Here is a 21,441-nt window from a genome sequence, read left to right on the forward strand (position 1 = left end):
CCGGCCGGGTTGATCTGCGGTTAAGCATTTACATGAACTGGTTAAGAATCGGTTCGCGAAGAACCAGAAGGGCTGCGAGCGCGATTGCGATTCCATATGGAATTTCCAGCGTTTTGGTGCTTCGCCGCAGCTTGCGCTCGACCATCAGGATCAGCGTCAACACGCCGCCGATCAGCGACATCAGCACCAGCATCCACAGCAACGGCACTACCGGCAGCCACAGCGCCAGCGCGCCGATCATCTTGACGTCGCCGCCGCCCATCTGGCCCAGCGCGAATGCACCGACGAAAAATGCGAACACCAACGCCGCGATGCCGATCTGCCAGGCGATGTCGGGCCACAGCGCCAACCCTGCTGCCCACCACCATAAAGGCGCCATCAGCGCGATCGCGGCGTTTTTCCAATTGGCGATTTCGCGATGGCGCGCGTCCTCTATGCCGGCCGAAACCAGCAACAGCGCAAGCGCAACGAGCAATATGGCACAAACATAGGCCCCCATCGTTCCAATTCCCTAGACGGAACGGCTTTCCAAAACGTAACCAACGGCGCGATGACCGCATCCGAATCCATCCGACGCTCCCATCCGCGCCATGCGCAGGTGAATCACTGGACCGCCCCCGACGGGTGGCAATTGCGTTCCTTTGCCTGGCCGGTGGAGGATGCCCGCCCGCGCGGCAGCATCCTGTTCCTCAACGGGCGCGGCGACGTGTTCGAAAAATATCTGGAGCTTTTCCACCACTGGCACGGCCAGAACTGGACGATCACGGCGTTCGACTGGCGCGGGCAGGGCGGGTCGGGCCGCTGCACGGACGACCCTGCTTGCGGGCATATCGACCGATTCGACCGCTTCGTCGACGATCTTGCCGGTTTTGCCGCCGACTGGATGGCGGCGACGCCGGGTCCGCATGTCGTGATGGGGCATTCGATGGGCGGGCAGTTGCTGCTGCAGGCACTGGTCGAAAAACGGCTGCGGCCCGACGCTGCGGTGCTGATCGCGCCGATGCTGGGGATCCGCACGATATTCGGCGCATGGCTGGGCGAGCGGCTGTCGCGGATGGTGGGCGGCATCGGCAATTCCGCGCGTCCGGCATGGCGCGGCAATGATACGCCGCGCGCCACCGAAACGCGTCAGGAACTGCTGACGCATGACAGGGATCGCTATGCCGACGAACTGTTCTGGCAACAGTCGGACCCGGCGCTGCTGACTGGCGCGCCAAGCTGGCAATGGGTGATGGAGGCGTTTCGCGTGACGCGCGAGTTGCGCCGCAATCCCGATCTCAAAACCATGGATGTGCCGGTGCTGGCGCTGATCGCACTGGCCGACAAGCTGGTCGATTCGCGCGCGGCAATCCGTACGCTCGGCAAGCTGCCCGATGCGCGGATCGTCCGGTTCGGCAAGGAAAGCGCGCATGAAATCCTGCGCGAGAGCGATCGGGTGCGCAATCGCGCCATCGGCGAAATCGAACTGTTTCTGGCGGCGAGGGCGCAGCGGCGTTGACACGCTATGACGTCGCCATTGTCGGCGCGGGTATCGCCGGCGCCAGCCTTGCCGCCGAAATCGCGCCGCATGCCAGCGTGGTGATATTCGAGGCGGAGGATCAGCCGGGCTATCACGCCACCGGCCGCTCGGCGGCATTCTGGTCCGAAACCTATGGTGGCCCGGCGGTGCAGCCGCTGACCACTGCGTCGGGATCGACGCTGCGCGATGGCGGCTATCTCGATCCGCTCGGATCGCTGCATATCGCCCGCCGCGAGGAGGCTGCGGCCGTCGACGCGCTGCTTGCCGAATTCGCTGACAGCGGAGTCGCGCTGGAGGCCGTCGACCCGCGCGAGCGCCTTTCCGGGCTGCGCGCGCAATGGTGCCTCGGCATATCCGAACCCAGCTGCGCCTATATCGATGTCGGCGGGCTGCACGGCGATTATCTTAAGGCCGCCACCCGCGCCGGTGCCCGGCTGGTGCTCGACGCGGCGCTGACCGGTGCGGTTCGCGAAAACGGCATGTGGCGGCTGGCCACCAAAGCGGGCGAATTCACTGCGGATATCCTGGTCGACGCGGCGGGCGCCTGGGCCGATGTCGTCGCCGCAGCTGCCGGTGCCCGGCCGATCGGCATCACGCCCTATCGCCGCACGATGGTGCAGCTGCGCACCGACCCGCCGACCGTTTCGGGCATGCCGCACGTCACGCGCATCGACGGCGCCATGTATTTCAAGCCGGAGGCCGGCGGGAAGCTGTGGCTCAGCCCGCATGACGAGGTCGCGGTTCCGCCGGGCGATGTCGCGCCGGAGGAACTCGACGTCGCCGTGGCGATCGACCGGCTCGAACATACGGTCGACTGGCGCGTCCTTGCGGTCGAGCGCAAATGGGCGGGGCTGCGCAGCTTCGTCGCCGATCGCCTGCCGGTTTTCGGGTTCGATCCGGCACTGGAGGGATTTTTCTGGTGCGCCGGTCAGGGCGGGTTCGGCATCCAGACGGCACCGGCAATCTCGCGCCTCGCCGCCGCGGCGCTGCTCGGCGCCACGCCGCATGACAGCGTGGCGGCAATCGATCCCGACCTCTACCGCCCGGGCCGTTTCGCGGCTTAACGCAGCTTCGGGCTTGGCCTTGCCGCCTGTATCGCTATGGTTGCGATCGCGAAACAAAGGAGGCCCCGATGGCGCACAAGTTCGAAATCTATAAGGACAAGGCGGGCGAGTATCGCGTCCGCTTCAAATATAATTCGGAGATCATGTTCTCGACCGAAGGCTATTCGAGCAAGGCCAGCGCCCAGAATGCGATCGATTCGATCAAGAAGAACGGCCCCGACGCGCCCGTCGAAGACAATAGCTGAATAGCCTGTTCGACCGGCAGCGGTGAAAAGGGCTCGCCCCGGGGGCGGGCCCTTTTTCCGTCAGAACAGGGCCGACAATGCCGGGCCGATCAGCGGGCTGCCCAGCATCGCGATGCCGACCACGCTGGCAAGAAAGACCAGCGTGCGCACCACCGGAATGCCCAAGGCATAAAGCGGCAGGTAGATGATCCGCGCGCCCAGCCACAGCAGCGCGCCCATCGCGGTCGTCTCGCTCGCCATTCCGGCGGCCGATAGCGTCAGGATCAGCGCGATCACGATCGGGAAGGTTTCGAAGAAATTATTCTGCGCGCGGACCAGCCGTCCGTTGAGCGGATTGGGGCGAGGCAGTTCCGCATCGCGCGCGCCCATGTTCCATTTGCTGCCATATTGCGCGGTCTTGGCCGCTGCGGCCGCAAAGATATGCACCAGTGCGAGTACGCATCCCCAAGTGAGCACTGCGAGTTCGACAGTCATTTGCGCTTCCTTCCCCCCGATTTCCTGCGCACTTGCGTAGCGGCAAAGGGAGTTGCGGCAAAGTCCCCTAACGCGCCGCCAGCGCCGCGTCGCTGGCCAGCTTGTCGGCGCGTTCATTGTCGGGGTGGCCGGCATGGCCCTTTACCCATTTCCACTGCACCTGATGCGGTTTGGCAGCGTCGAGCAGCTGCTGCCACAGATCGGCATTCTTCACCGGCTTTCTGTCGGCGGTTTTCCAGCCATTTTTCTGCCAGCCATGAATCCATTTGGTCAGGCCGTCCATGACATAGCGGCTGTCGGTCGAAAGCGTGACGCGACACGGGCGCGTCAGCGCGTTCAGCCCCTGAATCGCCGCCATCAATTCCATCCGGTTATTGGTGGTGTGCGCTTCGCCGCCCGACAATTCCTTTTCGGTCGTGCCCATGCGCAGCACGACGCCCCATCCGCCGCGCCCGGGATTGCCCTTGCACGCGCCGTCGGTCGCCATTTCGACATGGCTCATCGTCGTCATGCGAGCGTCTTCAGCCGCGATGCGAGATCGGCATCATAGACCTTCACGCGCCGCCAGAAAGCCAGCGGGTCCTTGCGTGTCACCAGCGCATCGGCGGGGGTATTGAGCCAGTCCCATGCGCGCGACAGCGTGAACCGGATGCAGGAGCCGACCGCGCAGGTCATCACTTCGGTGCGCTCATAGGCGGAAAGCGGAAAGCGGCTCTCATATCCCTCGGTCAGCGCATCGGCGACGGCACGATCGAACCGCCGGCCGGTGGCGTCGAACGCCCATGCCGTCTGTGCCACCGCAAGGTCGTAGATGCGCAGATCGGTACAGGCGAAATAAAAGTCGATCAGCCCGGTCACGCGATCGCCGAGCATCAGCACATTGTCCGGGAACAGATCGGCATGCACCGCGCAGCGATCGAGCTGTTCTGCGGGCCATGCGGAGAGCGTCTCGTCGAGCGCGAAGCCCAGATCGTCATACAGGCCCGGCGCAATGTCGTTGAGGCTGTTGCCGCATTTTTCGAACAGCGGCAGCCAGCTATCGACGCCCATCGTATTGGGCCGGTCGAGCGGAAAATCGGCGACGGCGCGGTGCATGTCGCCCAGCGCTTCTCCCGCGGCACGCGCCTGCGCCGCGGTCGGATGCGATACGGATACGCCCGAAAGGAACTGGATCAGGCACGCCGGGCGCCCCTCCAGCTCGTGAATCTCGCGCCCTTCGCGATCCTTGATCGCGGGCGGCACGGGAAGCCCCTTTGCCGCCAGATGATCGAGCAGCCCCATGAAATAGGGCAGATCGTCCGCCGCGACGCGCTTTTCGTACAAGGTCAGGATGAAACGACCCTGGGTCGTATCGACCAGATAATTGCTGTTCTCGACGCCTTCGGCGATCCCCTTGGAGGAAACCGGTTCGCCGACATCGAAGCGCGTCAGAAACTCCGCCAGCGCTTCGGCCGACACATGCGTATAGACTGCCATCGGATCAGGCCGCTTCGAGGCCGCGCGGCAGCTTGAACGCGATGGTTTCCTCGGTGGTTTCCACCTCGCGTTCGGAAACCTGGAAATTCTGTTTCAACCGGTCGACCACTTCGCGGACCAGAATTTCGGGCGCCGACGCCCCGGCGGTGATGCCCACGCTGCCGACACCGTCAAACCAGCTATTGTCGATATCGTCGGCACGCTGAATCAGTTTCGCATCGGTTCCCTCGCGCTCGGCCACTTCGACGAGTCGCAGCGAATTGGAACTGTTGGGTGCGCCGATCACCAGCACCAGATCGACCGAAGAGGCGATCGCCTTGACCGCTGCCTGCCGGTTCGACGTGGCATAGCAGATGTCGTCCGCTTTCGGCGCGACGATGTTGGGAAAGCGCCGGTGGAGCACCGCGAGGATCGACGCAGTATCGTCGACCGACAACGTCGTCTGGGTAAGGAACGCCAGATTTTCCGGATCGGCGGCTTCCAGCGCTTCGGCATCTGCGACGGTTTCGAGCAGCGTCATCGATCCTTCGGGCACCTGGCCGAACGTGCCGATCACTTCGGGATGGCCGGCATGGCCGATGAACAGGATATGGCGGCCCGCGGCCACCAGCCGTTCCGCCTGACGATGCACTTTCGATACCAGCGGGCAGGTCGCGTCGAGATAGGAAAGCCCGCGTTCGGCGGCCTTGGCCGGAACCGCCTTGGGCACGCCATGCGCGGAAAATACCACCGGCACGTCGTCGGGCACCTGATCGAGTTCCTCGACGAAGATCGCGCCCTGCGCCTTCAGCGTGTCGACCACGAACTTGTTGTGGACGATTTCATGCCGGACATAGACCGGTGCGCCATATTTCTGGATCGCGAGTTCGACGATCCGGATCGCGCGGTCGACGCCCGCGCAAAAGCCGCGCGGTGCGGCGATCAGTAATTCGAGGCTGGGTTTGGTCGCTTGCGTCATCGCTGCCCGCCTGTACGCGATTGCTTGCGCGGCGCAAAGGCGCTTCCTATGGTGCGGGCCGTTTTCAGGGCCGCGCCACGCGTGCGTCGACCCTTCTCATGTTGGAAAGGTGAACCGCCCCGTGTCGCTCCGCAACTTTGCCGCGCCGTTGATCGTCCTTGCCCTCGTCACGGGCTGTACGCGTGAGGGGGCGATTGCCGAAGGTGGCATCAACGCGGTCCGATCCGCGTGCCCCGTCGTCGGCGTCCCCGCCGGAACCGGCGATATCACGCTGTTCGATCCGGCCACCAGCCGCGATGCCAGCGCGATCGACGTCACTGCCGTGCTGACCAATGTCAGCTCGACCTGCGCCGAAACCGGCGATCAGATCGTCACCAACGTGGCGTTCGACGTCTTTGCCCGCCGCCGCGATGCCGGTGCCGCACGCGATGTGACATTGCCCTATTTCATCACGGTGGTCCGCGGCGGCGAATCGGTGATCGCCAAGCGAGTCGGTCACGTGACTGTCCATTTCGATGCCGGACAGCAGCGCGCCAGTGCACAGGCGACGGCGTCCAGCTCGGTCGCGCGCGCAGCCGCAACGCTTCCCGAGGAGGTTCGCCGGCGGCTCACCGAACGCCGCCGTGCGGGCGATGCCGACGCGGCAGTCGATCCGCTGACCGATCCGTCGGTGCGTCAGGCAGTGCTTTCCGCGACGTTCGAGGCGATGGTGGGCTTCCAGCTTACCGAGGATCAGCTGCGCTACAACGCCACGCGCTGAGGCGAGGGGCACAGCCGACGATTTCTTCGATCGGATCGGTTCGGCGATTGACTTGATCCCGGCACCCGTCCAATCTCGCACGCGTCGATGGCGAGCGATCGTCATAGGTGCATGCGGGAGAGCGTGACGGAAACCTCATTGGGGAATCCGCCACCGCCGAAGGAGCAACCGCCCCGGAATCTCTCAGGCAGACGGGACCGCGTGCGCACGACACTCTGGAAAGCGCATCCGCTTGGGCGGATGCCACCGAAGGGGTAAGTCCGGTCCGGCCCAGCCGATCGGGAGAAGCTCTCAGGTTCCGTGACAGAGGGGGCGATGGAAAATGCCGGGCCAGCCCGGTTCCATCCCCTGTTTGCTGTACGGAGACCGGATGATGCGCGAAGTGTCCCAGGACGATATCGAAGAAGCGGCGCTCGGCCTGTTGCCGCTGGACGCCTGGCATCGCGCACAGGGCGGCCGGATGGTGCCGTTCGCCGGCTATGAAATGCCCGTGCAATATGAAGGCATCATGGCCGAGCATCTGTGGACGCGCGAACATGCCGGGCTGTTCGATGTCAGCCATATGGGTCAGCTGATCTTTTCGGGCGAAGGCGTCGATGCCGCGCTCGAAACGCTGCTGCCGGGCGAAATGCAGAAGCTGGGCGAGGGGCGGATGCGCTATTCGCTGCTGCTCGCCGAAAATGGCGGCATTCACGACGATCTGATGGCGACGCGCCTGCCCGCCGACAATGCGTTCGAAGAGGATGCGGGCGCTTTCTATCTGGTCGTCAACGGCGCGTGCAAATGGGACGATCTGGGCGTGTTCCGCGAACATCTGCCCGACGAAATCCGCATCGCGCATCTCGATGAACAGGCGCTGCTCGCGCTGCAGGGGCCAAAGGCAGTGGCCGCGCTCGACCGGATCGTGCCGGGTGTCAGCGATCTGGTGTTCATGACCGCCGCCGCGTTCGCATGGCAGGGCAATCCGCTGTGGATCAGCCGTTCGGGCTATACCGGCGAGGACGGGTTCGAAATCTCGCTGCCCGGCGATTGCGTCGCAGCCTTTGCCGATGCGCTGCTCGAACAGCCCGAGGTCAAGCCGATCGGCCTGGGCGCGCGCGATTCGCTGCGGCTTGAGGCGGGGCTGCCGCTCTATGGCCATGACCTCGACCTCGAAACCACGCCGATCGCCGCGGATCTGGGCTTTGCCCTGTCGAAGCGTCGCCGCGAGGAAGGCGGCTTTCCCGGCGCAGAGCGCATCCTGATCGAGCGCGAACAGGGCAGCATTGCAAAGCGCGTCGGCCTGATGGTCGAAGGGCGCCAGCCGGTGCGCGAAGGCGCGATGGTGGTCGATGCCGACGGCAATGAAGTCGGCAAGGTTACGTCGGGCGGCTTTGCCCCCAGCGTCGGCGCGCCGATCGCCATGGCCTATGTGCCGACGGCGATGGCCGGGCCCGGCACCGAAATCACGCTTGCCCAGCGCGGCAAGATCCATCGGGCAACGGTTACGCCGATGCCCTTCATTCCCCACCGCTATGTCCGCAAGAAAGGCTGATGCGATGAGCCGTTACTTCACCGAAGACCATGAATGGATCGCAGTCGAAAACCAGACGGCGACGGTCGGTATCACCGATTACGCCCAGAGCCAGCTGGGCGACATCGTGTTCGTCGAAGTGCCTGAGGAAGGCCGCGAATTCGCCAAGGGCGACGAAGCGGCCGTTGTCGAAAGCGTCAAGGCGGCAAGCGACGTCTATGCGCCGGTGTCGGGCATCGTCACCGAAGCCAATGGTGCACTGGGCGACGACCCCGCGCTGGTGAACAGCGATCCCGAAGGCGAAGGCTGGTTCTTCAAGATGAGCCTGACCCATCCGAGCCAGCTCGAAGGGATGATGGACGAGGCGAAATACCAGGAATTCGTCAGCAACCTCTAAGTCCCCCTCCCGCAAGCGGGAGGGGAGAAGGAAGAAGAATGCGCTACCTACCCCTTACCGATGCCGATCGCGGCGAGATGCTGGCGCGCGTTGGCGCGAAGAGCGTCGATGACCTGTTCGTCGACGTGCCCGAAGCCGCGCGGCTCGACGGCCCGATCCATGATCTGCCGCTGCATGCCAGCGAAATGGCAGTCGAGCGGCATATGGCGAAGCTGTCGCGGCAGAATCTGTCGGCGGGCGATGCGCCTTTCTTCCTCGGCTGCGGCGCCTATCGCCACCATGTTCCGGCGAGCGTCGATCATATCATCCAGCGCGGCGAGTTTCTGACCGCCTACACGCCCTATCAGCCGGAAATCGCGCAGGGCACGCTGCAGATGACCTATGAGTTCCAGTCTCAGGTCGCGCGGTTGTTCGGCTGCGATGTCGCTAATGGCTCGATGTACGACGGATCGACGGCCTGCTGGGAAGCGATCACGATGGCGCGCCGCGTGACCAGGCGCGCCAGGGCGATCCTCTCTTCGGGGCTGCACCCGCATTATGTCTCGGTCGCGCGGACCATGGCGAAATTCACCGGGGACATACTCGAAACCGGCATGCCGACGCTTGAGGCGGCACCCGATACCGACAGCCTGATCGACCGGATCGACGACGAAACGTCGTGCGTCGTGGTGCAATATCCCGACATTCTCGGCCGGATCGGCGATTTGTCGGCGCTGGCGGATGCCTGCCACGCCAAAAAGGCGCTGTTGATCGCAGTCGTCACCGAACCGGTGGCGCTGGGCGCGATCAAGGCGCCGGGCGATATGGGCGCCGACATCGTCGTCGGCGAAGGCCAGTCGCTGGGCGTCGGGCTGCAATTTGGCGGCCCCTATGTCGGCCTGTTCGCCTGTTCGGAAAAGCTGGTGCGCCAGATGCCGGGCCGCCTGACCGGTGAGACGGTGGATGCCGAGGGCAAGCGCGGTTTCGTGCTGACGCTGTCGACTCGCGAACAGCATATCCGCCGCGAAAAGGCGACGAGCAACATCTGCACCAGCTCGGTGCTCTGCGCGCTCGCCATGTCGGTGCATATGACGCTGCTCGGCGAAAAGGGGCTGCGCGATCTTGCCGCGCTCAATCATGCCAAGGCATGCCGGCTTGCCGATCGTCTCGACGCCCTGCCGGGTGTCGAAGTGATCAACGACAGTTTCTTCAACGAATTCACTGTGAAGCTGTCGAAGGAAGCACGCCCGGTCGTCCGTGCGATGGCGGAGAAGGGCGTGCTCGCGGGCGTGTCGCTCGGCCGGCTCTGGCCCGATGCCGAGGCACTGGCCAACGGGCTGGTCATCGCCGTTACCGAAACCGTTACCGATGAAGATGTCGAGGCGCTGGTCAGCGGCCTCGAGGAGGCACTGGCATGAGCATCAACCAGGGTGGATGGCGCCCGACCATGGGCGAAAGCGACGGCAATGGCGACATGCCGACCTATACCGGCAATCGCGCGCTGATGCTCGAAGAGCCGCTGATCTTTGAACGCGGTTCGGTGAACGTGACCGGTGTCGATATCGAGGAAGCGCCCAAGGTCCGCAGCCGGCTGGGCGGGCTCGACCGCAACCGCGACATCGGCCTGCCCGGCCTGTCCGAACCCGAAACCGTGCGCCATTATACGCGGCTCAGCCGCCAGAATTATGCGATCGACCTAGGCCTCTTCCCGCTGGGAAGCTGCACGATGAAGCATAATCCGCGGCTCAACGAACGCGTCGCGCGGATGCCGGGCTTTGCCGATGTCCATCCGCTCCAGCCGGTCGATACGGTGCAGGGCGCGCTGGGCGTGATCAACGAACTCGCCGTCTGGCTGATCAAGCTGACCGGCATGTACGGCATTGCGATGTCGCCCAAGGCGGGCGCGCATGGTGAATTGTGCGGTGTTCTCTGCATCAAGGCGGCGCTCGAAAAGCGCGGCGAAACCGATCGCAAGGTGCTGCTCGTCCCCGAAAGCGCGCACGGCACCAATCCGGCGACGGCGGCATTCGCCGGTTTCCGGGTCGAGAATATTCCCGCAACGCCCGAAGGCCGCGTCGACCTTGCCGCGCTCAGGGGCCGGCTCGGCCCCGATGTCGCGGGCGTGATGATCACCAACCCCAATACCTGCGGCCTGTTCGAGCGCGACATGAAGGCGATTTCGGACGCGGTGCATGACGCGGGCGGCTATGTCTATTGCGACGGCGCCAATTTCAACGCGATCGTCGGTAGGGTGCGTCCGGGCGATCTGGGCATCGATGCGATGCACATCAATCTGCACAAGACCTTCTCCACCCCGCATGGCGGTGGCGGCCCGGGTTCGGGCCCGGTGGTGCTGTCCGAAGCGCTGGCGCCCTATGGCCCGCTGCCCTTTACCGAGCGGCACGCCGACGGGTACATCACGCTGGTCGAGGAAGAAACGGTCGGCGACCGCCATCCCGACAGCTTTGGCCGCATGACGGCGTTCCACGGCCAGATGGGCATGTTCACCCGCGCGCTGACCTATATCCTCAGCCACGGTGCCGATGGCTTGCGGCAGGTGGCGGAGGACAGCGTCCTCAACGCCAATTACATCCTGCGCAGCCTGGAGGATGTGCTCGACGCGCCGTTCGCCGAAACCGGCCCGTGCATGCACGAAGCGATCTTCTCCGACGCGGGGCTGGCCGAGGGTTTCTCGACGATCGACATCGCCAAGGCGCTGATCGACGAGGGCTTCCACCCGATGACCATGTATTTCCCGCTGGTCGTCCATGGCGCGATGCTGATCGAACCGACCGAGACCGAGAGCAAGGGCACGCTTGACCAGTTCATCGGCGCGCTGCGTTCGGTGGCACAGCGGGCCAAGGCCGGCGATCAGGCGCTGAAATCCGCGCCGCATTTCGCGCCGCGCCGCCGCCTTGACGAAACGCTCGCCGCGCGCAAGCCGGTGCTGGCGTGGAAGGAACCGTCGCAGGCCGAAGCCGCAGAATAATCGAAAAACAGGGAGGGAGCGCGCTTCCTCCCTGACTTTTCCCCCGATTGCCGAAAGGGGGCTGGTCGCACGCGATCGGTCGGCCCATCTTGCCGCGCGACACGATTCGGCAAAAGGGGCCGCCAGTGCAGGTTCAGACCGTTCAGCCACATCAGTGGATCAGCTTTGCGATCTCGGCAGTGATCGTCGGGATCATCCTGTTTTTCCGTATTCGCCGGATGCGCAAGACACTGCCATTGCGCCTCGAGCGCTTGTGGCTGTTCCCGGCGATCTATGCCGCGCTTGCCGCATATCTCTATGCGACGCATCCCCCGCACGGCATCGGCTGGCTCTATTGTTCGGGCGCGCTGCTGGTCGGGGCTGCGCTCGGGTGGCAGCGCGGCAGGATGATGCGCATCGATATCGATCGCGAAACCCATGCCCTCAACCAGTCGCAAAGCCCGGCGGCGATCCTGTTCATCGTCGCGCTGATCGTGATCCGCATGGTCGCGCGAACCGCGATCGTGGAAGGTGGCGGCGGCGGTTTCGATCCGATGCTGCTGACCGACATTCTGCTCGCCTTTGCGCTCGGCCTGTTCAGCCTGCAGCGGCTCGAGATGTTCTTGCGCGCCCGTCGCCTGCTGGCACTGGCGCGCGCCGGTCGGGGCTGAGCGCGGCATTGCCTTTCCCCCACGGCCCGGCCTAGGGCAATTGCGGGGGAGAAGAGGATGATCGAGCGCGCAACCCGGCTATTTGCGCTGTGGACGCTGCTTGGCGTCGGCTGGGCATGGCTGGTTCCGGAGCATTTCCTGTGGGTCGTCGATGGCAGCGTGCGCCCGTTCGGCCAGCCGCTGGTTTCGGTGCTGCTGGGTATCGTGATGCTCGGCATGGGGCTGACGCTCTCCTTTGCCGATTTTGCCCGCGTCGCGACGATGCCGCGCGCCGTGGCGGCGGGCGTCGCCGGGCAGTTCACGATCATGCCGCTGGCGGGCGTCGCGATCGCCAATGTCCTGGGGCTCGAACCGGGCCTCGCGGTCGGCCTGATCCTTGTCGCCTGCTGTCCCGGCGGCACTGCATCGAACATCATCGCCTATCTCGCCCGGGCCGATCTGGCACTTTCGGTGACGATGACGCTCGCCTCGACGCTGATCGCGATCGTCGCGACGCCGCTGCTGACCGGCTGGCTCGCCGACAAGTTCGTGGCGATCGACCGGTGGAGCCTGTTCCTCGACATGGTGTCGGTGGTGCTGATCCCGGTGGTGGCCGGAGTGCTGCTCAACCGGCTGTTCCCACGGGTCACGGCTGCGCTGTCAAAGGTTTCGCCGCTCGTTTCGGTGCTTGCCGTGGTGCTGATCGTCGCGGCGATCATCGCCAAGTCGAAGCCGATGATTCTGGAGCATTTCGGCGTGCTGATGCTGGCGGTGCTGCTGCTCCATCTGTTCGGTTTCGGGCTTGGCTATCTGCTCACCCGGCTGCTCGGCTTTGGCGAGAAGGTGCGCCGGACGATCAGCATCGAAGTTGGCATGCAAAATAGCGGCCTTGGCTCCAGCCTGGCCGCCGCCAAAAGCTTTGCCGCGCAATTTCCCAGTCCGGCGCAGGCAGCACTGGCGCCGGTGCCTTGCGCAATCTCGGCGGTCTACCATGTCGTGATCGGCAGCCTGCTCGCCGCATGGTGGAGCCGCCGTCCGACCGAGGATTGAGTGCAGATGACCGAAGAACGCCGCCACGCCCCCGCAACGCTGCGCAACCGCGAAGCGATTGCCGAAATCCTCGCTGCCGCGTTGCCTGCCAGCGGCACTGTGCTCGAAATCGCCAGCGGCACCGGCGAACATTGCGCCTATTTCGCCAGACGCTTTCCCGATCTCATCTGGCAACCCAGCGATGGCGATGCCGACTCGTTGTCCTCAATTGCGGCCTGGTGCGGCGACCGGGCCAATGTCCTGCCACCGCTGGCGATCGATGCAGCGGGCGACTGGCCCGATGTCGCCGCCGATGCGATCTTCTGTTCGAACATGATCCATATCAGCCCGTGGGAAGCGACCCTGGGGCTGTTCGCGGGCGCGGGGGCCGTGCTCGCTTCGGGCGCGCCGCTGATCCTCTACGGGCCGTATCTGCGTGCCGATGTCGAAACCGCGCCCTCGAACCTCGCTTTCGACGAAAGCCTGAAGGCGCGCGACTCGCGCTGGGGTCTTCGCGCGCTGGACCGTGTGGACGCGGTTGCGCAGGCGAATGGCTTCGCGCGCGAATCGCTGCACGAAATGCCCGCGAACAATCTTACTCTGGTGTATCGAAAGGGGCTGCTTCGGTAGCCAGCGGGCGGGCGCCGCGGCTGCGCGCCAGCCGGTGTTCGCGCCAGACGATGAACAGCCCGCTGGCGATGATGATTGGCGCGCCGATCCAGGTGCCGGGCGTCGGCCAGACGCCGAACAGCAGAAAGCCGTATATCGTCGCCCAGACGAGGCTCGAATAATCCATCGGCACCACCACCGATACCGGCGCGAAGCGCAGCGCGGCGGTCAGCGCCAGCTGCCCGGCGCCGCCGACCAGACCGATCCCGATCAGGATTGCCCAGCCGGTCGCATCGTGCGGCTGCATGCTGAACAGCCATGCGACGAACAGCGGCGGCACCGACAATAATGAAAACCAGAACACGGTCGTCCCGGCGCTTTCGGTTTTCCCCAGCTGGCGCAGCAGGATCGCGATGATTGCCACCAGCAGCGCCGCCATCAGCCCGACAAATGCGCCGAAGAGCGGAAAATGCCCGCCGCCGGGCTGGGCGACGATCAACACCCCGGCAAAGCCCACCAGCACCGCCGCCCAGCGCCGCCAGCCGGTCGGCTCGCGCAGGATCAGCGCGCCCAATATCGTGGCAAAGATCGGTACGGTGAATTGCAGCGTCGTCGCTTCGGCCAGCGGCAGCAGCAGCACCGCGCCGAAATTGAAGACCATGCCGACCAGTCCGACGATGCTGCGCGTCAGATGCGAACCGAACTTGTCGGTCTTCAGCGCGCGCAGGCCCGGTCCCATCGCGACAAACGCCAGCACCAGCGGCAAGGCGCAAAGCTGACGAAAGAACATGATCTCGCCCAGTTGCGCGCCGCGTGCTTCGGCCAGTTTGATCAGCGCCGCCATCGAGGCGAGGCAGAAGATCGCGAGCAGGCGCAACGAAACGCCCTTCAGGATGCGATCGGAGTTTTCCTGGTCCACGATTCGTCGCCTAGGTGCCATTGCGGCACTGCACAAGCGCGGTTGGGCTTTGCGTCTCGCGCGCGACTCGCTATCGGCGGAATCCTGATGGTAAAACATGCTCTCCCGGTCACGCGCGCGGAAGATTTCGCGCAATGGTATCAAGCAGTCATTTCCGAAGCCGATATGGCCGAGGAATCGGGCGTACGCGGATGCATGGTCATCCGCCCCTGGGGCTATGGCATCTGGGAACGGATGCAGCGGCTGCTCGACGATCGCATCCGCGCGACGGGGCATGAAAATTGCTATTTCCCGCTCTTCATCCCGCTTTCCTATTTCGAAAAGGAAGCCGAGCATGTCGAGGGCTTTGCCAAGGAAATGGCCGTCGTCACGCATCACCGGCTGATCCCGGACGGCAAGGGCGGGCTGATGCCCGATCCCGAAGCCAAGCTTGAAGAACCGCTGATCGTGCGTCCGACATCGGAAACGGTAATCGGCGCAGCCTTTTCGCGCTGGGTGCAAAGCTGGCGCGACCTGCCGGTGCTGATCAACCAATGGGCCAATGTCGTCCGCTGGGAAATGCGCACCCGCATGTTCCTGCGCACCAGCGAATTCCTGTGGCAGGAAGGGCATACCGCCCATGCCAGCGAGGATGAGGCGCGGTACGAAACGCTGACGATGCTCGAAGTCTATCGCAGCTTTGCGGAAGATTGCGTCGCGATGCCGGTGGTGGCGGGCGAAAAGCCCGAGAATGAGCGCTTTCCCGGCGCGGTCGGCACCTGGTCGATCGAAGCGATGATGCAGGATGGCAAGGCGCTGCAGGCGGGCACCAGCCATTTCCTCGGCACCAATTTCGCCAAGGCGCAGAATATCCGTTTCCAGAATGCCGATGGGCAGTTCGAGCTGGCGCAGACGACCAGCTGGGGCATGTCGACTCGCATGATCGGCGGCCTGATCATGACGCATGGCGATGACGATGGCCTGCGCGTGCCGCCGCGCATCGCGCCGTGGCAGGTGGTGATCGTGCCGATGCTGCGCGACACGCCCGACGATGCGACGCTGATCGAATATTGCCGCGATATCCAGCGCAGCATCAGTCACCTCAACGCGCTGGGCGAACCGGTGCGCGTGCTGATGGACGTCAAGCCCACCAAGGCCGCCGCCAAGCGCTGGGGTTGGGTCAAGAAGGGCGCGCCGATCATCCTCGAAGTCGGCGGCCGCGACATGGCGGGCAGCAACGTCTCGGTACTGCGCCGCGACCGGCTGTATCGCGACGACGGCAAGCTCAATTCGAGCATCACCAATCGCGACGAATTCATCGGCCAGGTTCCCGAGCTGCTCGAAAACATCCAGACCGGCCTGCATCAGGAAGCCCGCGCCCGGATGCGCGCGAACATCGTGCGTGCCACCAGCCGCGAGGAAGTCGAGCTGCGCTATGCTGAAAAGGGCGATTTCAACGGCTGGGTCGAAGTGCCCTGGTGCCGCGCGACCGGCGAAGAACTGGAAGAGATCGTCAAATGGCTCAAGTCGCTGAAACTCACCTTCCGCAACGTGCCCGAACATAGCGACAAGACCGAGGGCAATTGCTTCTTCTATCCCGATCGCCCGGCGGTCGAACGGATCCTGATCGCGCGCGCCTATTGATGCATGGCGAACCGGTGCCGGTTTCCTTCCCGCCGGAGGAGGGCGCCGGACCGGTCCGACGCGATTTCCCCACTGGTAATTCGCGCGCATTTGCGTCAGGACGCGCGGCCATGAGCGACACGCCCCCCGATCGGCTCTCGATCAATCCGAAGAGCCCCTATTTCGACCAGCAGGTTCTGCAGCGCGGCGTCGGCATCCGTTTCAAGGGTGCCGAGCGGCGCGACGTTGAGGAATATTGCATTTCCGAAGGCTGGATTCGCGTTGCGCTGGGCAAGAAGGTCGATCGTCGCGGTCAGCCGCTGACGATCAAGCTGACCGGCCCGGTCGAATCCTGGTACGAAAGCGGCAGCGAAGAAGCCGAATCCGCCGACGCCGACGAGGAATAAGCCGCATCCGGCGCGTCACGCGCGCCGTTTCGCTGAAATACTGCGTTCGGCGATGCGACCGGTTGGCGCGGACGCGGGCCGTGCGGCGCCGCGCCCGTCACCATCGGATCAGTGGACGAAGCGCGCGACGACGTCGCGATAGCTGCGGCTCACTTTGACCTGCGCGCCCGAATCGAGCACCAGGAAACATTCGCCATTGGTGTGCGGCTTGACCTGACGCACCAGATCCAGATTGACGATGGTCGAGCGATGCACCCGCTGGAATCGGCGCGGATCGAGCCGCTTTTCCAGATCCTTCATCGTTTCGCGCAGGATCATCGTGTCCTGCCCGGTATAGATGCACATATAATCGCCGGCCGCGTCGATCCGCTCGATCGTGTCGACATCGACGCGGAATATCTGGCCGCGATCCTTGATGTTGATGAGCTTTTCATAGCGGCTGGCCGACGGTGCCTCGCCGCTTTCGGCCAGTTCCTCGGCGGCTTCGGGGGCGACTTCGGCAAGCACGCCCTTCAGCTTTTCGATCTCTTCCTGACCGCGCTTGTGGACCAGCCGCTCGCGCACGCGCTCCAGCGTGTCGGCAAGCCGCGATTCCTCGACGGGCTTGAGCAGATAATCGACAGCCTGCGCTTCGAACGCGCGGATGGCGTGATCGGAATAGGCCGTGACGAACACGACCAGCGGCGGTTCGACTTCCATCAGGCCCTGAACGACCGAAAAACCATCGAACCCCGGCATCTGGATGTCGAGGAACACCAGGTCGGGCTTGTGCGTCTTGATCGCCCGGATCGCCTCGCGCCCGTTCGAGCATTTATCGATGATTTCAACGTCGTCATGGCTTTGGAGCCGCAATTCGAGTCCCTGAATCGCGAGCGGTTCGTCGTCTACTAGGATGGTGCGGATGGTCATGCTGCCTCTCGTGCGGGTTGCTCGATCTGAAACGGGATTTCGATCTCAACGCTGAAACCCTTCCCCGGGTTCGATTTCGTCTCAAATCGATGGTCCGGCCCGAACGCTTGCGCGAGCCGTTCCCGTATGTTGGCGAGCCCCACGCCAGTAGATAAGGTTGGCCTAAGCCGCGTGTCCGTCAAGCCCGGACCGGTGTCGGTTACTGCAATATGCACCCGTTCTCCGGCGAGCCGAGCGGAAACCGTGATGTCCGCCCCTTCCTCCTTGGGCGTCACGGCATATTTGATCGCATTTTCGACCAGAGGTTGCAGCAGCAGCGAAGGCAGCCGCGCCTTGGCCACGCGCGGATCGATTTCGAAATGCGGCCGCAACCGCTCGTCGAACCGCATCTTCTCGATCTCCAGATAGAGTTTCAGCGTCTCGGCCTCCTGCGCCAGCGTGACATGCGCGGTCGGTTCGTTCGCCAGCGTATAGCGCAGGAACGAGGAGAGGCGGCTGAGCATCACATTTGCGCGCTCGGTCTGTTTGAGCAGCACCAAAGTCGAGATCGAATTGAGCGTATTGAACAGGAAATGCGGATTGAGCTGATAGCGCAGCATTGCCAGCTGCGCCGAACTCGCCTGGGTTTCCAGCGCCTTCATCTGATCGGTCTGCGCCTCGACGACGAGATAGAAATTGATGCCGAAATAGAGCGCCGACCAGCCGGCAAGGACGATCGAATTGAGGAAGATATTGCCCAGCAGGATGCTGATCGAAATGCCCGGTTGCGCGTCGCGTATCACCGACAGGGTGAAGGCGTTGAGCGCAGCATAGAGGATCGTCGCGACGATCAGCGCGGCGATCGACAATAATATGCCCGAAATGCGCGGAATACGGCGGAAATAGCCATAGAGCGTCGAAAGCAGCAGCGTGATGCAATAGCCGATGATCGATTCGATCGTCACGCGGATCACGCCTTCGATCGCGATCCCCTGATTGGAAATGTTCGAAACGATGCGCAGCAGCAGATAGCCGGTCCACCCCGCCGCCTGCAGGCGCCAGAAGGCACGGCTCTTGTCCTCGAAAAAGGGCCGGGAAAAAATGGCTGGCTTCATCCAGGCCAATATCAGTGCCTCAAGCCCTGTCGTTGCATGCTACCGCGACCTTAGCACCGCCGCCCGCTACCGCAAAAGAGGTTCGACGGCATGTGTCGTCCCGGCGCCGAACGCAGTGAAATCGAGCGCATAAAAAAAGACCGCCGCTCCCGAATGGAAGCGGCGGCCCTTTTTCGTTCGGTTCCAAGCGGTGCTTAGAAGCCCATGATGAACGAAGCGGAAACCGCGCGCGGCGCCCCGATCTGAACATAGGGGCTGGTGGCGGTCAGATCGCCGCCGAAACCGCCGACATAGAATTCGTCGAACAGGTTGGTGACGTTGATCTGGAAGTAGCTCTTGTCGAGGTTGAACGACGCGAGCGACCAGCGAACGTCAAGATCGACGATGGTGTAGCCATCGACCTTGACGGTGTTGATGTCGTTCACCCAGCGGCTGCCGGTGTGCTTGACCTGTGCGCCGATGTCGACCGGGCCCAGCGTGCCCTGAACGCGACCGCCGAACGAATATTTCGGAATGCCGCTTTCATACGAGCCCGCAGTGGCGAAGTTGTAGACTGTGCCCACCGTGGTGCAGCCAAAATCGCCATTCGTGACATTGCCGGCCGAGCAGCGACCGCCCAGCGTGTCGTCCTTGATCTTCGAGTGAAGATACGAGCCGAACACATAGACGATCAGGCCCGGGGTCGGCTGAACGGCGATGTTGCCGTCGATGCCCCAGCGTTCGACGTCACCCAGGTTGCGAGTGATATATTCGTCGAGGTCCGGATTGTACGACGACGCCGTACGGTTGGCGAACTTGGTGTACCAGCCGGTGACCTGTGCCGAAACCATGCCGTTCTGATAGCGAGCGCCAAGGTCGAAGTTATCCGACATTTCCGGGATCGGCGACGCGCCCTCGGTGCCTTCGGGATAGTAGAAGGCATCATAGAGCTGGTCGGTGCCGGGCACCTTCAGGTTCTTCGAATAGTTGGCGAACATGCTGAACGCAGGGGTGAAGCGGACAACCGCGCCGACGTTCGGCAGGAACTTGTCATACTTCAGCGTGCGCGACTGCGGCGGAGCCGAACCGGTCACCGTCTGCGTCACCGGATCATAGTTGTACGGATTGGCCGCTTCATAAGCGGTCGGATCCTGATCGCCGAGACAGTCGATGAAGCCGCTGGCCGACGTGGTATAGCAATACTGGTTCAGCTCGCGCTTGAAGAACGGCATGCGGGCACCGAGGGTAACCGTCAGCAGGTCGTCCATGAACGTACCGCGATATTCCGCCGACACCTGGTTCAGGATGGCATAGGATTTGCGGTTGCGCTTCGTCACCGCGACGCCGTTCACGGCGAGCAGCGGATCGTTGATCGGGAAGACGTCGAACGGTTCGCCGTTCATCTGCAACAGGCCCGTCTCACCCGACTGACGGTGCTTGGCACGGTCATAGGTATAGGTCAGGCGGATGCGGTGGTCCGGCGAGATCGTATAGGCAAGGCCGCTGATGACAGCGAAGCGATGCGTCTTGGTCTGGCTCGGGTCGGTACCGCCGACGCGATCGTCCATGTCGCCATCATGGTTGAGGTCGCGACCATAATAATAGCCGCCGCCCAGGAAGCCGGTGTAGTTCACACCACCGACGTTGCGGAAGCCTTCACGAAGGTCTTCGGCGCCGCCGCCATTGGCCTTCACATACTGGTAGCTCGGGTCGACCGTCAGGATCAGGCCGTCAGCCAGCGTAAAGCGCGAAGCGCCGCGGATGTTGCCGGTGTTCGACGGGTTGTAGCGACGGTCGAATGCCGCACCGCAGCTGCCCGACGGGCCGGTCGAATCCGAATAGCTCTGGCTGCCTGCTCCGGGAGTGGGAAGCGTGCAGGGATAACCGCCAAAAATGTCGTAGAAACGACCCTCAGGTTCGGTCGGGAAGTTGTCCAGAGCGAAGAAGGATCCGAAGAAGTTGTTGCGGTTCTGGTTATAGTGACCGCTGACCGACACGAAGTCGCCGTTCGCACCGATTTCCTGATAGATCTTGCCGTTATACTGCTGCTTGTCGGTCACGCCATAGTTGTTGAAGGCGCTTTCCGAATGCGAGTAGGAAGCCGAGAACCAGGCCTTGGTGCCGAAGCCGGTGAGGTCGCCGGTGTTCACCATGCCGAACAGGCGCGAATAGGGACGTTCCCAGTTCGAACCATCTGCAACAATGTTGCCGTAGGTGAAGCTGGTCATGATGCCGAAATCGTCGCTCGGCGTCAGCGTGCGGATATTGACGGTCGAACCGACGGCGTTCGCGGTCGGGCTGTCGACATCGGTGGTGCCGAGATTGACGTTGACCTGCTCGATCAGTTCGGGATCGATATTCTGGTTGGTGTAGAGGGCATAGCCGCCGCTGTCGTTCAGCTGCACGCCGTCGACGGTCTGCGAAATACGCTCGTCATTGAAGCCGCGGATCGTGAAATAGCCGCCCGACGAACCCCAGGGGTCGTTGTTCTGGAAGCTGACACCCGGGACCAGGTTGATGATTTCGTTCGCAGTCTGACCCGGGGTCTGACGACGGATGATGTCCTGGGTCAGGACGACCTTCGCCTTCGACGTGTCGGGCACGTCAACGCCGCCGACGGCGGTGCTCGCCTGGCCGGTGACGACGATTTCGTCGTCGAATTCGATAGAACCCGTGGACTGGGCCATGGCGGTTGCCGGCGCGAGCAGCGCGGCACAGGCAACACCCAGATAAAGGCAGCTGCGCATTTGAATTCCCCTTAGGTGCGTTACACTACGGCGCCTCCCAGCGCCGGACGGTTATTAGCGACCGCAAACCCTGTTATTGACGAAGGCCGTTCAGCCTTCACGCAAACAGGCTCTGTTACTACGCATGCGCGAAACGCCCCTCC

General features: G+C 63.6%; 22 protein-coding genes and 2 riboswitches. Of the genes, 13 read left to right on the forward strand and 9 right to left on the reverse strand.

The window, feature by feature from the left end:
- Positions 1-28: 28 nt before the first annotated feature.
- On the reverse strand, positions 29-499 hold the full coding sequence (locus DKB74_RS13050; RefSeq protein ID WP_109808589.1) for an A24 family peptidase: 471 nt from the start codon (positions 497-499) through the stop codon (positions 29-31).
- Positions 500-550: 51 nt separating this feature from the next.
- Here DKB74_RS13050 and DKB74_RS13055 point away from each other — a divergent pair, with 51 nt between their 5' ends.
- The 3 genes from DKB74_RS13055 (at position 551) to DKB74_RS13065 (ending at position 2,828) form a co-directional block, all read left to right on the forward strand.
- On the forward strand, positions 551-1,498 hold the full coding sequence (locus DKB74_RS13055; protein WP_109808590.1) for an alpha/beta fold hydrolase: 948 nt from the start codon (positions 551-553) through the stop codon (positions 1,496-1,498).
- Positions 1,495-2,583: an NAD(P)/FAD-dependent oxidoreductase gene (locus DKB74_RS13060; RefSeq protein WP_109808591.1), complete on the forward strand. Its 1,089-nt coding sequence runs from the start codon at positions 1,495-1,497 to the stop codon at positions 2,581-2,583. The genes DKB74_RS13055 and DKB74_RS13060 overlap by 4 nt, the downstream gene beginning before the upstream one ends.
- 68 nt (positions 2,584-2,651) lie before the next feature.
- Positions 2,652-2,828, forward strand: a complete 177-nt coding sequence (locus DKB74_RS13065; protein ID WP_109808592.1) for a YegP family protein — start codon at positions 2,652-2,654, stop codon at positions 2,826-2,828.
- Positions 2,829-2,888: 60 nt separating this feature from the next.
- Here the strand turns inward: DKB74_RS13065 and DKB74_RS13070 are convergent, their stop codons facing one another.
- The 4 genes from DKB74_RS13070 to ispH all read right to left on the reverse strand — a co-directional run bounded on the left by DKB74_RS13070 (position 2,889) and on the right by ispH (position 5,736).
- On the reverse strand, positions 2,889-3,302 hold the full coding sequence (locus tag DKB74_RS13070) for an MAPEG family protein (protein WP_109808593.1): 414 nt from the start codon (positions 3,300-3,302) through the stop codon (positions 2,889-2,891).
- A gap of 67 nt (positions 3,303-3,369) precedes the next feature.
- Positions 3,370-3,813 carry a ribonuclease HI gene (gene rnhA, locus DKB74_RS13075; protein WP_109808594.1) on the reverse strand — a complete coding sequence of 148 codons (444 nt, stop codon included), beginning with the start codon at positions 3,811-3,813 and terminating at the stop codon, positions 3,370-3,372.
- Positions 3,810-4,778, reverse strand: a complete 969-nt coding sequence (gene thrB, locus DKB74_RS13080; protein WP_109808595.1) for a homoserine kinase — start codon at positions 4,776-4,778, stop codon at positions 3,810-3,812. The genes rnhA and thrB overlap by 4 nt, the downstream gene beginning before the upstream one ends.
- A gap of 4 nt (positions 4,779-4,782) precedes the next feature.
- Positions 4,783-5,736, reverse strand: coding sequence for a 4-hydroxy-3-methylbut-2-enyl diphosphate reductase (gene ispH, locus DKB74_RS13085; RefSeq protein WP_109808596.1), 954 nt, complete (start codon positions 5,734-5,736; stop codon positions 4,783-4,785).
- A gap of 109 nt (positions 5,737-5,845) precedes the next feature.
- Here ispH and DKB74_RS13090 point away from each other — a divergent pair, with 109 nt between their 5' ends.
- From DKB74_RS13090 to DKB74_RS13125, 8 genes are all read left to right on the forward strand, one after another.
- Entirely contained in the window at positions 5,846-6,496 is a 651-nt protein-coding gene (locus tag DKB74_RS13090) for a hypothetical protein (protein ID WP_239987511.1), read from the forward strand.
- 104 nt (positions 6,497-6,600) lie between these two features.
- Positions 6,601-6,706, forward strand: a riboswitch (glycine riboswitch).
- Position 6,707: 1 nt separating this feature from the next.
- Positions 6,708-6,807, forward strand: a riboswitch (glycine riboswitch).
- A 62-nt stretch (positions 6,808-6,869) separates the two neighbouring features.
- Positions 6,870-8,030: a glycine cleavage system aminomethyltransferase GcvT gene (gene gcvT, locus DKB74_RS13095; protein ID WP_109808821.1), complete on the forward strand. Its 1,161-nt coding sequence runs from the start codon at positions 6,870-6,872 to the stop codon at positions 8,028-8,030.
- Positions 8,031-8,034: 4 nt separating this feature from the next.
- Positions 8,035-8,406: a glycine cleavage system protein GcvH gene (gcvH, locus tag DKB74_RS13100; protein WP_109808597.1), complete on the forward strand. Its 372-nt coding sequence runs from the start codon at positions 8,035-8,037 to the stop codon at positions 8,404-8,406.
- A gap of 38 nt (positions 8,407-8,444) precedes the next feature.
- Positions 8,445-9,803 carry an aminomethyl-transferring glycine dehydrogenase subunit GcvPA gene (gene gcvPA / locus DKB74_RS13105; protein WP_109808598.1) on the forward strand — a complete coding sequence of 453 codons (1,359 nt, stop codon included), beginning with the start codon at positions 8,445-8,447 and terminating at the stop codon, positions 9,801-9,803.
- Positions 9,800-11,374: an aminomethyl-transferring glycine dehydrogenase subunit GcvPB gene (gene gcvPB / locus DKB74_RS13110; RefSeq protein WP_109808599.1), complete on the forward strand. Its 1,575-nt coding sequence runs from the start codon at positions 9,800-9,802 to the stop codon at positions 11,372-11,374. The genes gcvPA and gcvPB overlap by 4 nt, the downstream gene beginning before the upstream one ends.
- A 125-nt stretch (positions 11,375-11,499) precedes the next feature.
- Positions 11,500-12,024, forward strand: coding sequence for a CcdC protein domain-containing protein (locus DKB74_RS13115; protein ID WP_109808822.1), 525 nt, complete (start codon positions 11,500-11,502; stop codon positions 12,022-12,024).
- Between the two features lie 57 nt (positions 12,025-12,081).
- Complete coding sequence (locus DKB74_RS13120; RefSeq protein WP_109808600.1) at positions 12,082-13,053, forward strand: bile acid:sodium symporter family protein; 972 nt, start codon at positions 12,082-12,084, stop codon at positions 13,051-13,053.
- A gap of 6 nt (positions 13,054-13,059) precedes the next feature.
- Positions 13,060-13,662 carry a DUF938 domain-containing protein gene (locus DKB74_RS13125; protein ID WP_109808823.1) on the forward strand — a complete coding sequence of 201 codons (603 nt, stop codon included), beginning with the start codon at positions 13,060-13,062 and terminating at the stop codon, positions 13,660-13,662.
- On the opposite strand, the gene DKB74_RS13130 is transcribed toward DKB74_RS13125, so the two are convergent.
- A complete protein-coding gene (locus tag DKB74_RS13130; protein WP_109808601.1) occupies positions 13,628-14,581 on the reverse strand; it encodes a DMT family transporter in 954 nt (317 codons plus the stop codon). The genes DKB74_RS13125 and DKB74_RS13130 overlap by 35 nt on opposite strands.
- Positions 14,582-14,647: 66 nt before the next feature.
- On the opposite strand from DKB74_RS13130, the gene proS reads away from it, so the two are divergent.
- Both proS and DKB74_RS13140 read left to right on the forward strand, forming a co-directional pair.
- A complete protein-coding gene (gene proS, locus DKB74_RS13135) occupies positions 14,648-16,183 on the forward strand; it encodes a proline--tRNA ligase (protein WP_109808602.1) in 1,536 nt (511 codons plus the stop codon).
- Between the two features lie 110 nt (positions 16,184-16,293).
- Entirely contained in the window at positions 16,294-16,569 is a 276-nt protein-coding gene (locus tag DKB74_RS13140) for a DUF3297 family protein (RefSeq protein ID WP_109808824.1), read from the forward strand.
- A gap of 108 nt (positions 16,570-16,677) precedes the next feature.
- On the opposite strand, the gene DKB74_RS13145 is transcribed toward DKB74_RS13140, so the two are convergent.
- The 3 genes from DKB74_RS13145 to DKB74_RS13155 all read right to left on the reverse strand — a co-directional run bounded on the left by DKB74_RS13145 (position 16,678) and on the right by DKB74_RS13155 (position 21,298).
- The gene (locus tag DKB74_RS13145) at positions 16,678-17,478 is read right to left on the reverse strand and encodes a LytR/AlgR family response regulator transcription factor (protein ID WP_109808603.1); all 801 of its coding nucleotides are present in this window, start codon (positions 17,476-17,478) and stop codon (positions 16,678-16,680) included.
- Positions 17,475-18,572, reverse strand: a complete 1,098-nt coding sequence (locus DKB74_RS13150) for a sensor histidine kinase (RefSeq protein ID WP_109808604.1) — start codon at positions 18,570-18,572, stop codon at positions 17,475-17,477. The genes DKB74_RS13145 and DKB74_RS13150 overlap by 4 nt, the downstream gene beginning before the upstream one ends.
- Positions 18,573-18,766: 194 nt before the next feature.
- Positions 18,767-21,298, reverse strand: coding sequence for a TonB-dependent receptor (locus DKB74_RS13155; protein ID WP_109808605.1), 2,532 nt, complete (start codon positions 21,296-21,298; stop codon positions 18,767-18,769).
- Positions 21,299-21,441 lie beyond the last annotated feature (143 nt).

The organism is Stakelama portus (genome assembly GCF_003171655.1).
Taxonomy (GTDB): Bacteria; Pseudomonadota; Alphaproteobacteria; order Sphingomonadales; family Sphingomonadaceae; genus Sphingomonas; species Sphingomonas portus.

Excerpts from the sequence above, each read along its gene's own strand:
- DKB74_RS13140 (WP_109808824.1), top strand. The coding sequence starts at position 16,294 with ATGAGCGACACGCCCCCCGATCGGCTCTCGATCAATCCGAAGAGCCCC.
- DKB74_RS13055 (WP_109808590.1), top strand. The coding sequence starts at position 551 with ATGACCGCATCCGAATCCATCCGACGCTCCCATCCGCGCCATGCGCAG.
- DKB74_RS13155 (WP_109808605.1), bottom strand. The coding sequence starts at position 21,298 with ATGCGCAGCTGCCTTTATCTGGGTGTTGCCTGTGCCGCGCTGCTCGCG.
- gcvT (WP_109808821.1), top strand. The coding sequence starts at position 6,870 with ATGCGCGAAGTGTCCCAGGACGATATCGAAGAAGCGGCGCTCGGCCTG.
- DKB74_RS13070 (WP_109808593.1), bottom strand. The coding sequence starts at position 3,302 with ATGACTGTCGAACTCGCAGTGCTCACTTGGGGATGCGTACTCGCACTG.
- gcvH (WP_109808597.1), top strand. The coding sequence starts at position 8,035 with ATGAGCCGTTACTTCACCGAAGACCATGAATGGATCGCAGTCGAAAAC.
- DKB74_RS13065 (WP_109808592.1), top strand. The coding sequence starts at position 2,652 with ATGGCGCACAAGTTCGAAATCTATAAGGACAAGGCGGGCGAGTATCGC.
- proS (WP_109808602.1), top strand. The coding sequence starts at position 14,648 with ATGGTAAAACATGCTCTCCCGGTCACGCGCGCGGAAGATTTCGCGCAA.
- DKB74_RS13145 (WP_109808603.1), bottom strand. The coding sequence starts at position 17,478 with ATGACCATCCGCACCATCCTAGTAGACGACGAACCGCTCGCGATTCAG.
- thrB (WP_109808595.1), bottom strand. The coding sequence starts at position 4,778 with ATGGCAGTCTATACGCATGTGTCGGCCGAAGCGCTGGCGGAGTTTCTG.
- gcvPB (WP_109808599.1), top strand. The coding sequence starts at position 9,800 with ATGAGCATCAACCAGGGTGGATGGCGCCCGACCATGGGCGAAAGCGAC.
- DKB74_RS13150 (WP_109808604.1), bottom strand. The coding sequence starts at position 18,572 with ATGAAGCCAGCCATTTTTTCCCGGCCCTTTTTCGAGGACAAGAGCCGT.
- ispH (WP_109808596.1), bottom strand. The coding sequence starts at position 5,736 with ATGACGCAAGCGACCAAACCCAGCCTCGAATTACTGATCGCCGCACCG.
- rnhA (WP_109808594.1), bottom strand. The coding sequence starts at position 3,813 with ATGACGACGATGAGCCATGTCGAAATGGCGACCGACGGCGCGTGCAAG.
- DKB74_RS13125 (WP_109808823.1), top strand. The coding sequence starts at position 13,060 with ATGACCGAAGAACGCCGCCACGCCCCCGCAACGCTGCGCAACCGCGAA.
- DKB74_RS13120 (WP_109808600.1), top strand. The coding sequence starts at position 12,082 with ATGATCGAGCGCGCAACCCGGCTATTTGCGCTGTGGACGCTGCTTGGC.
- gcvPA (WP_109808598.1), top strand. The coding sequence starts at position 8,445 with ATGCGCTACCTACCCCTTACCGATGCCGATCGCGGCGAGATGCTGGCG.
- DKB74_RS13130 (WP_109808601.1), bottom strand. The coding sequence starts at position 14,581 with ATGGCACCTAGGCGACGAATCGTGGACCAGGAAAACTCCGATCGCATC.
- DKB74_RS13050 (WP_109808589.1), bottom strand. The coding sequence starts at position 499 with ATGGGGGCCTATGTTTGTGCCATATTGCTCGTTGCGCTTGCGCTGTTG.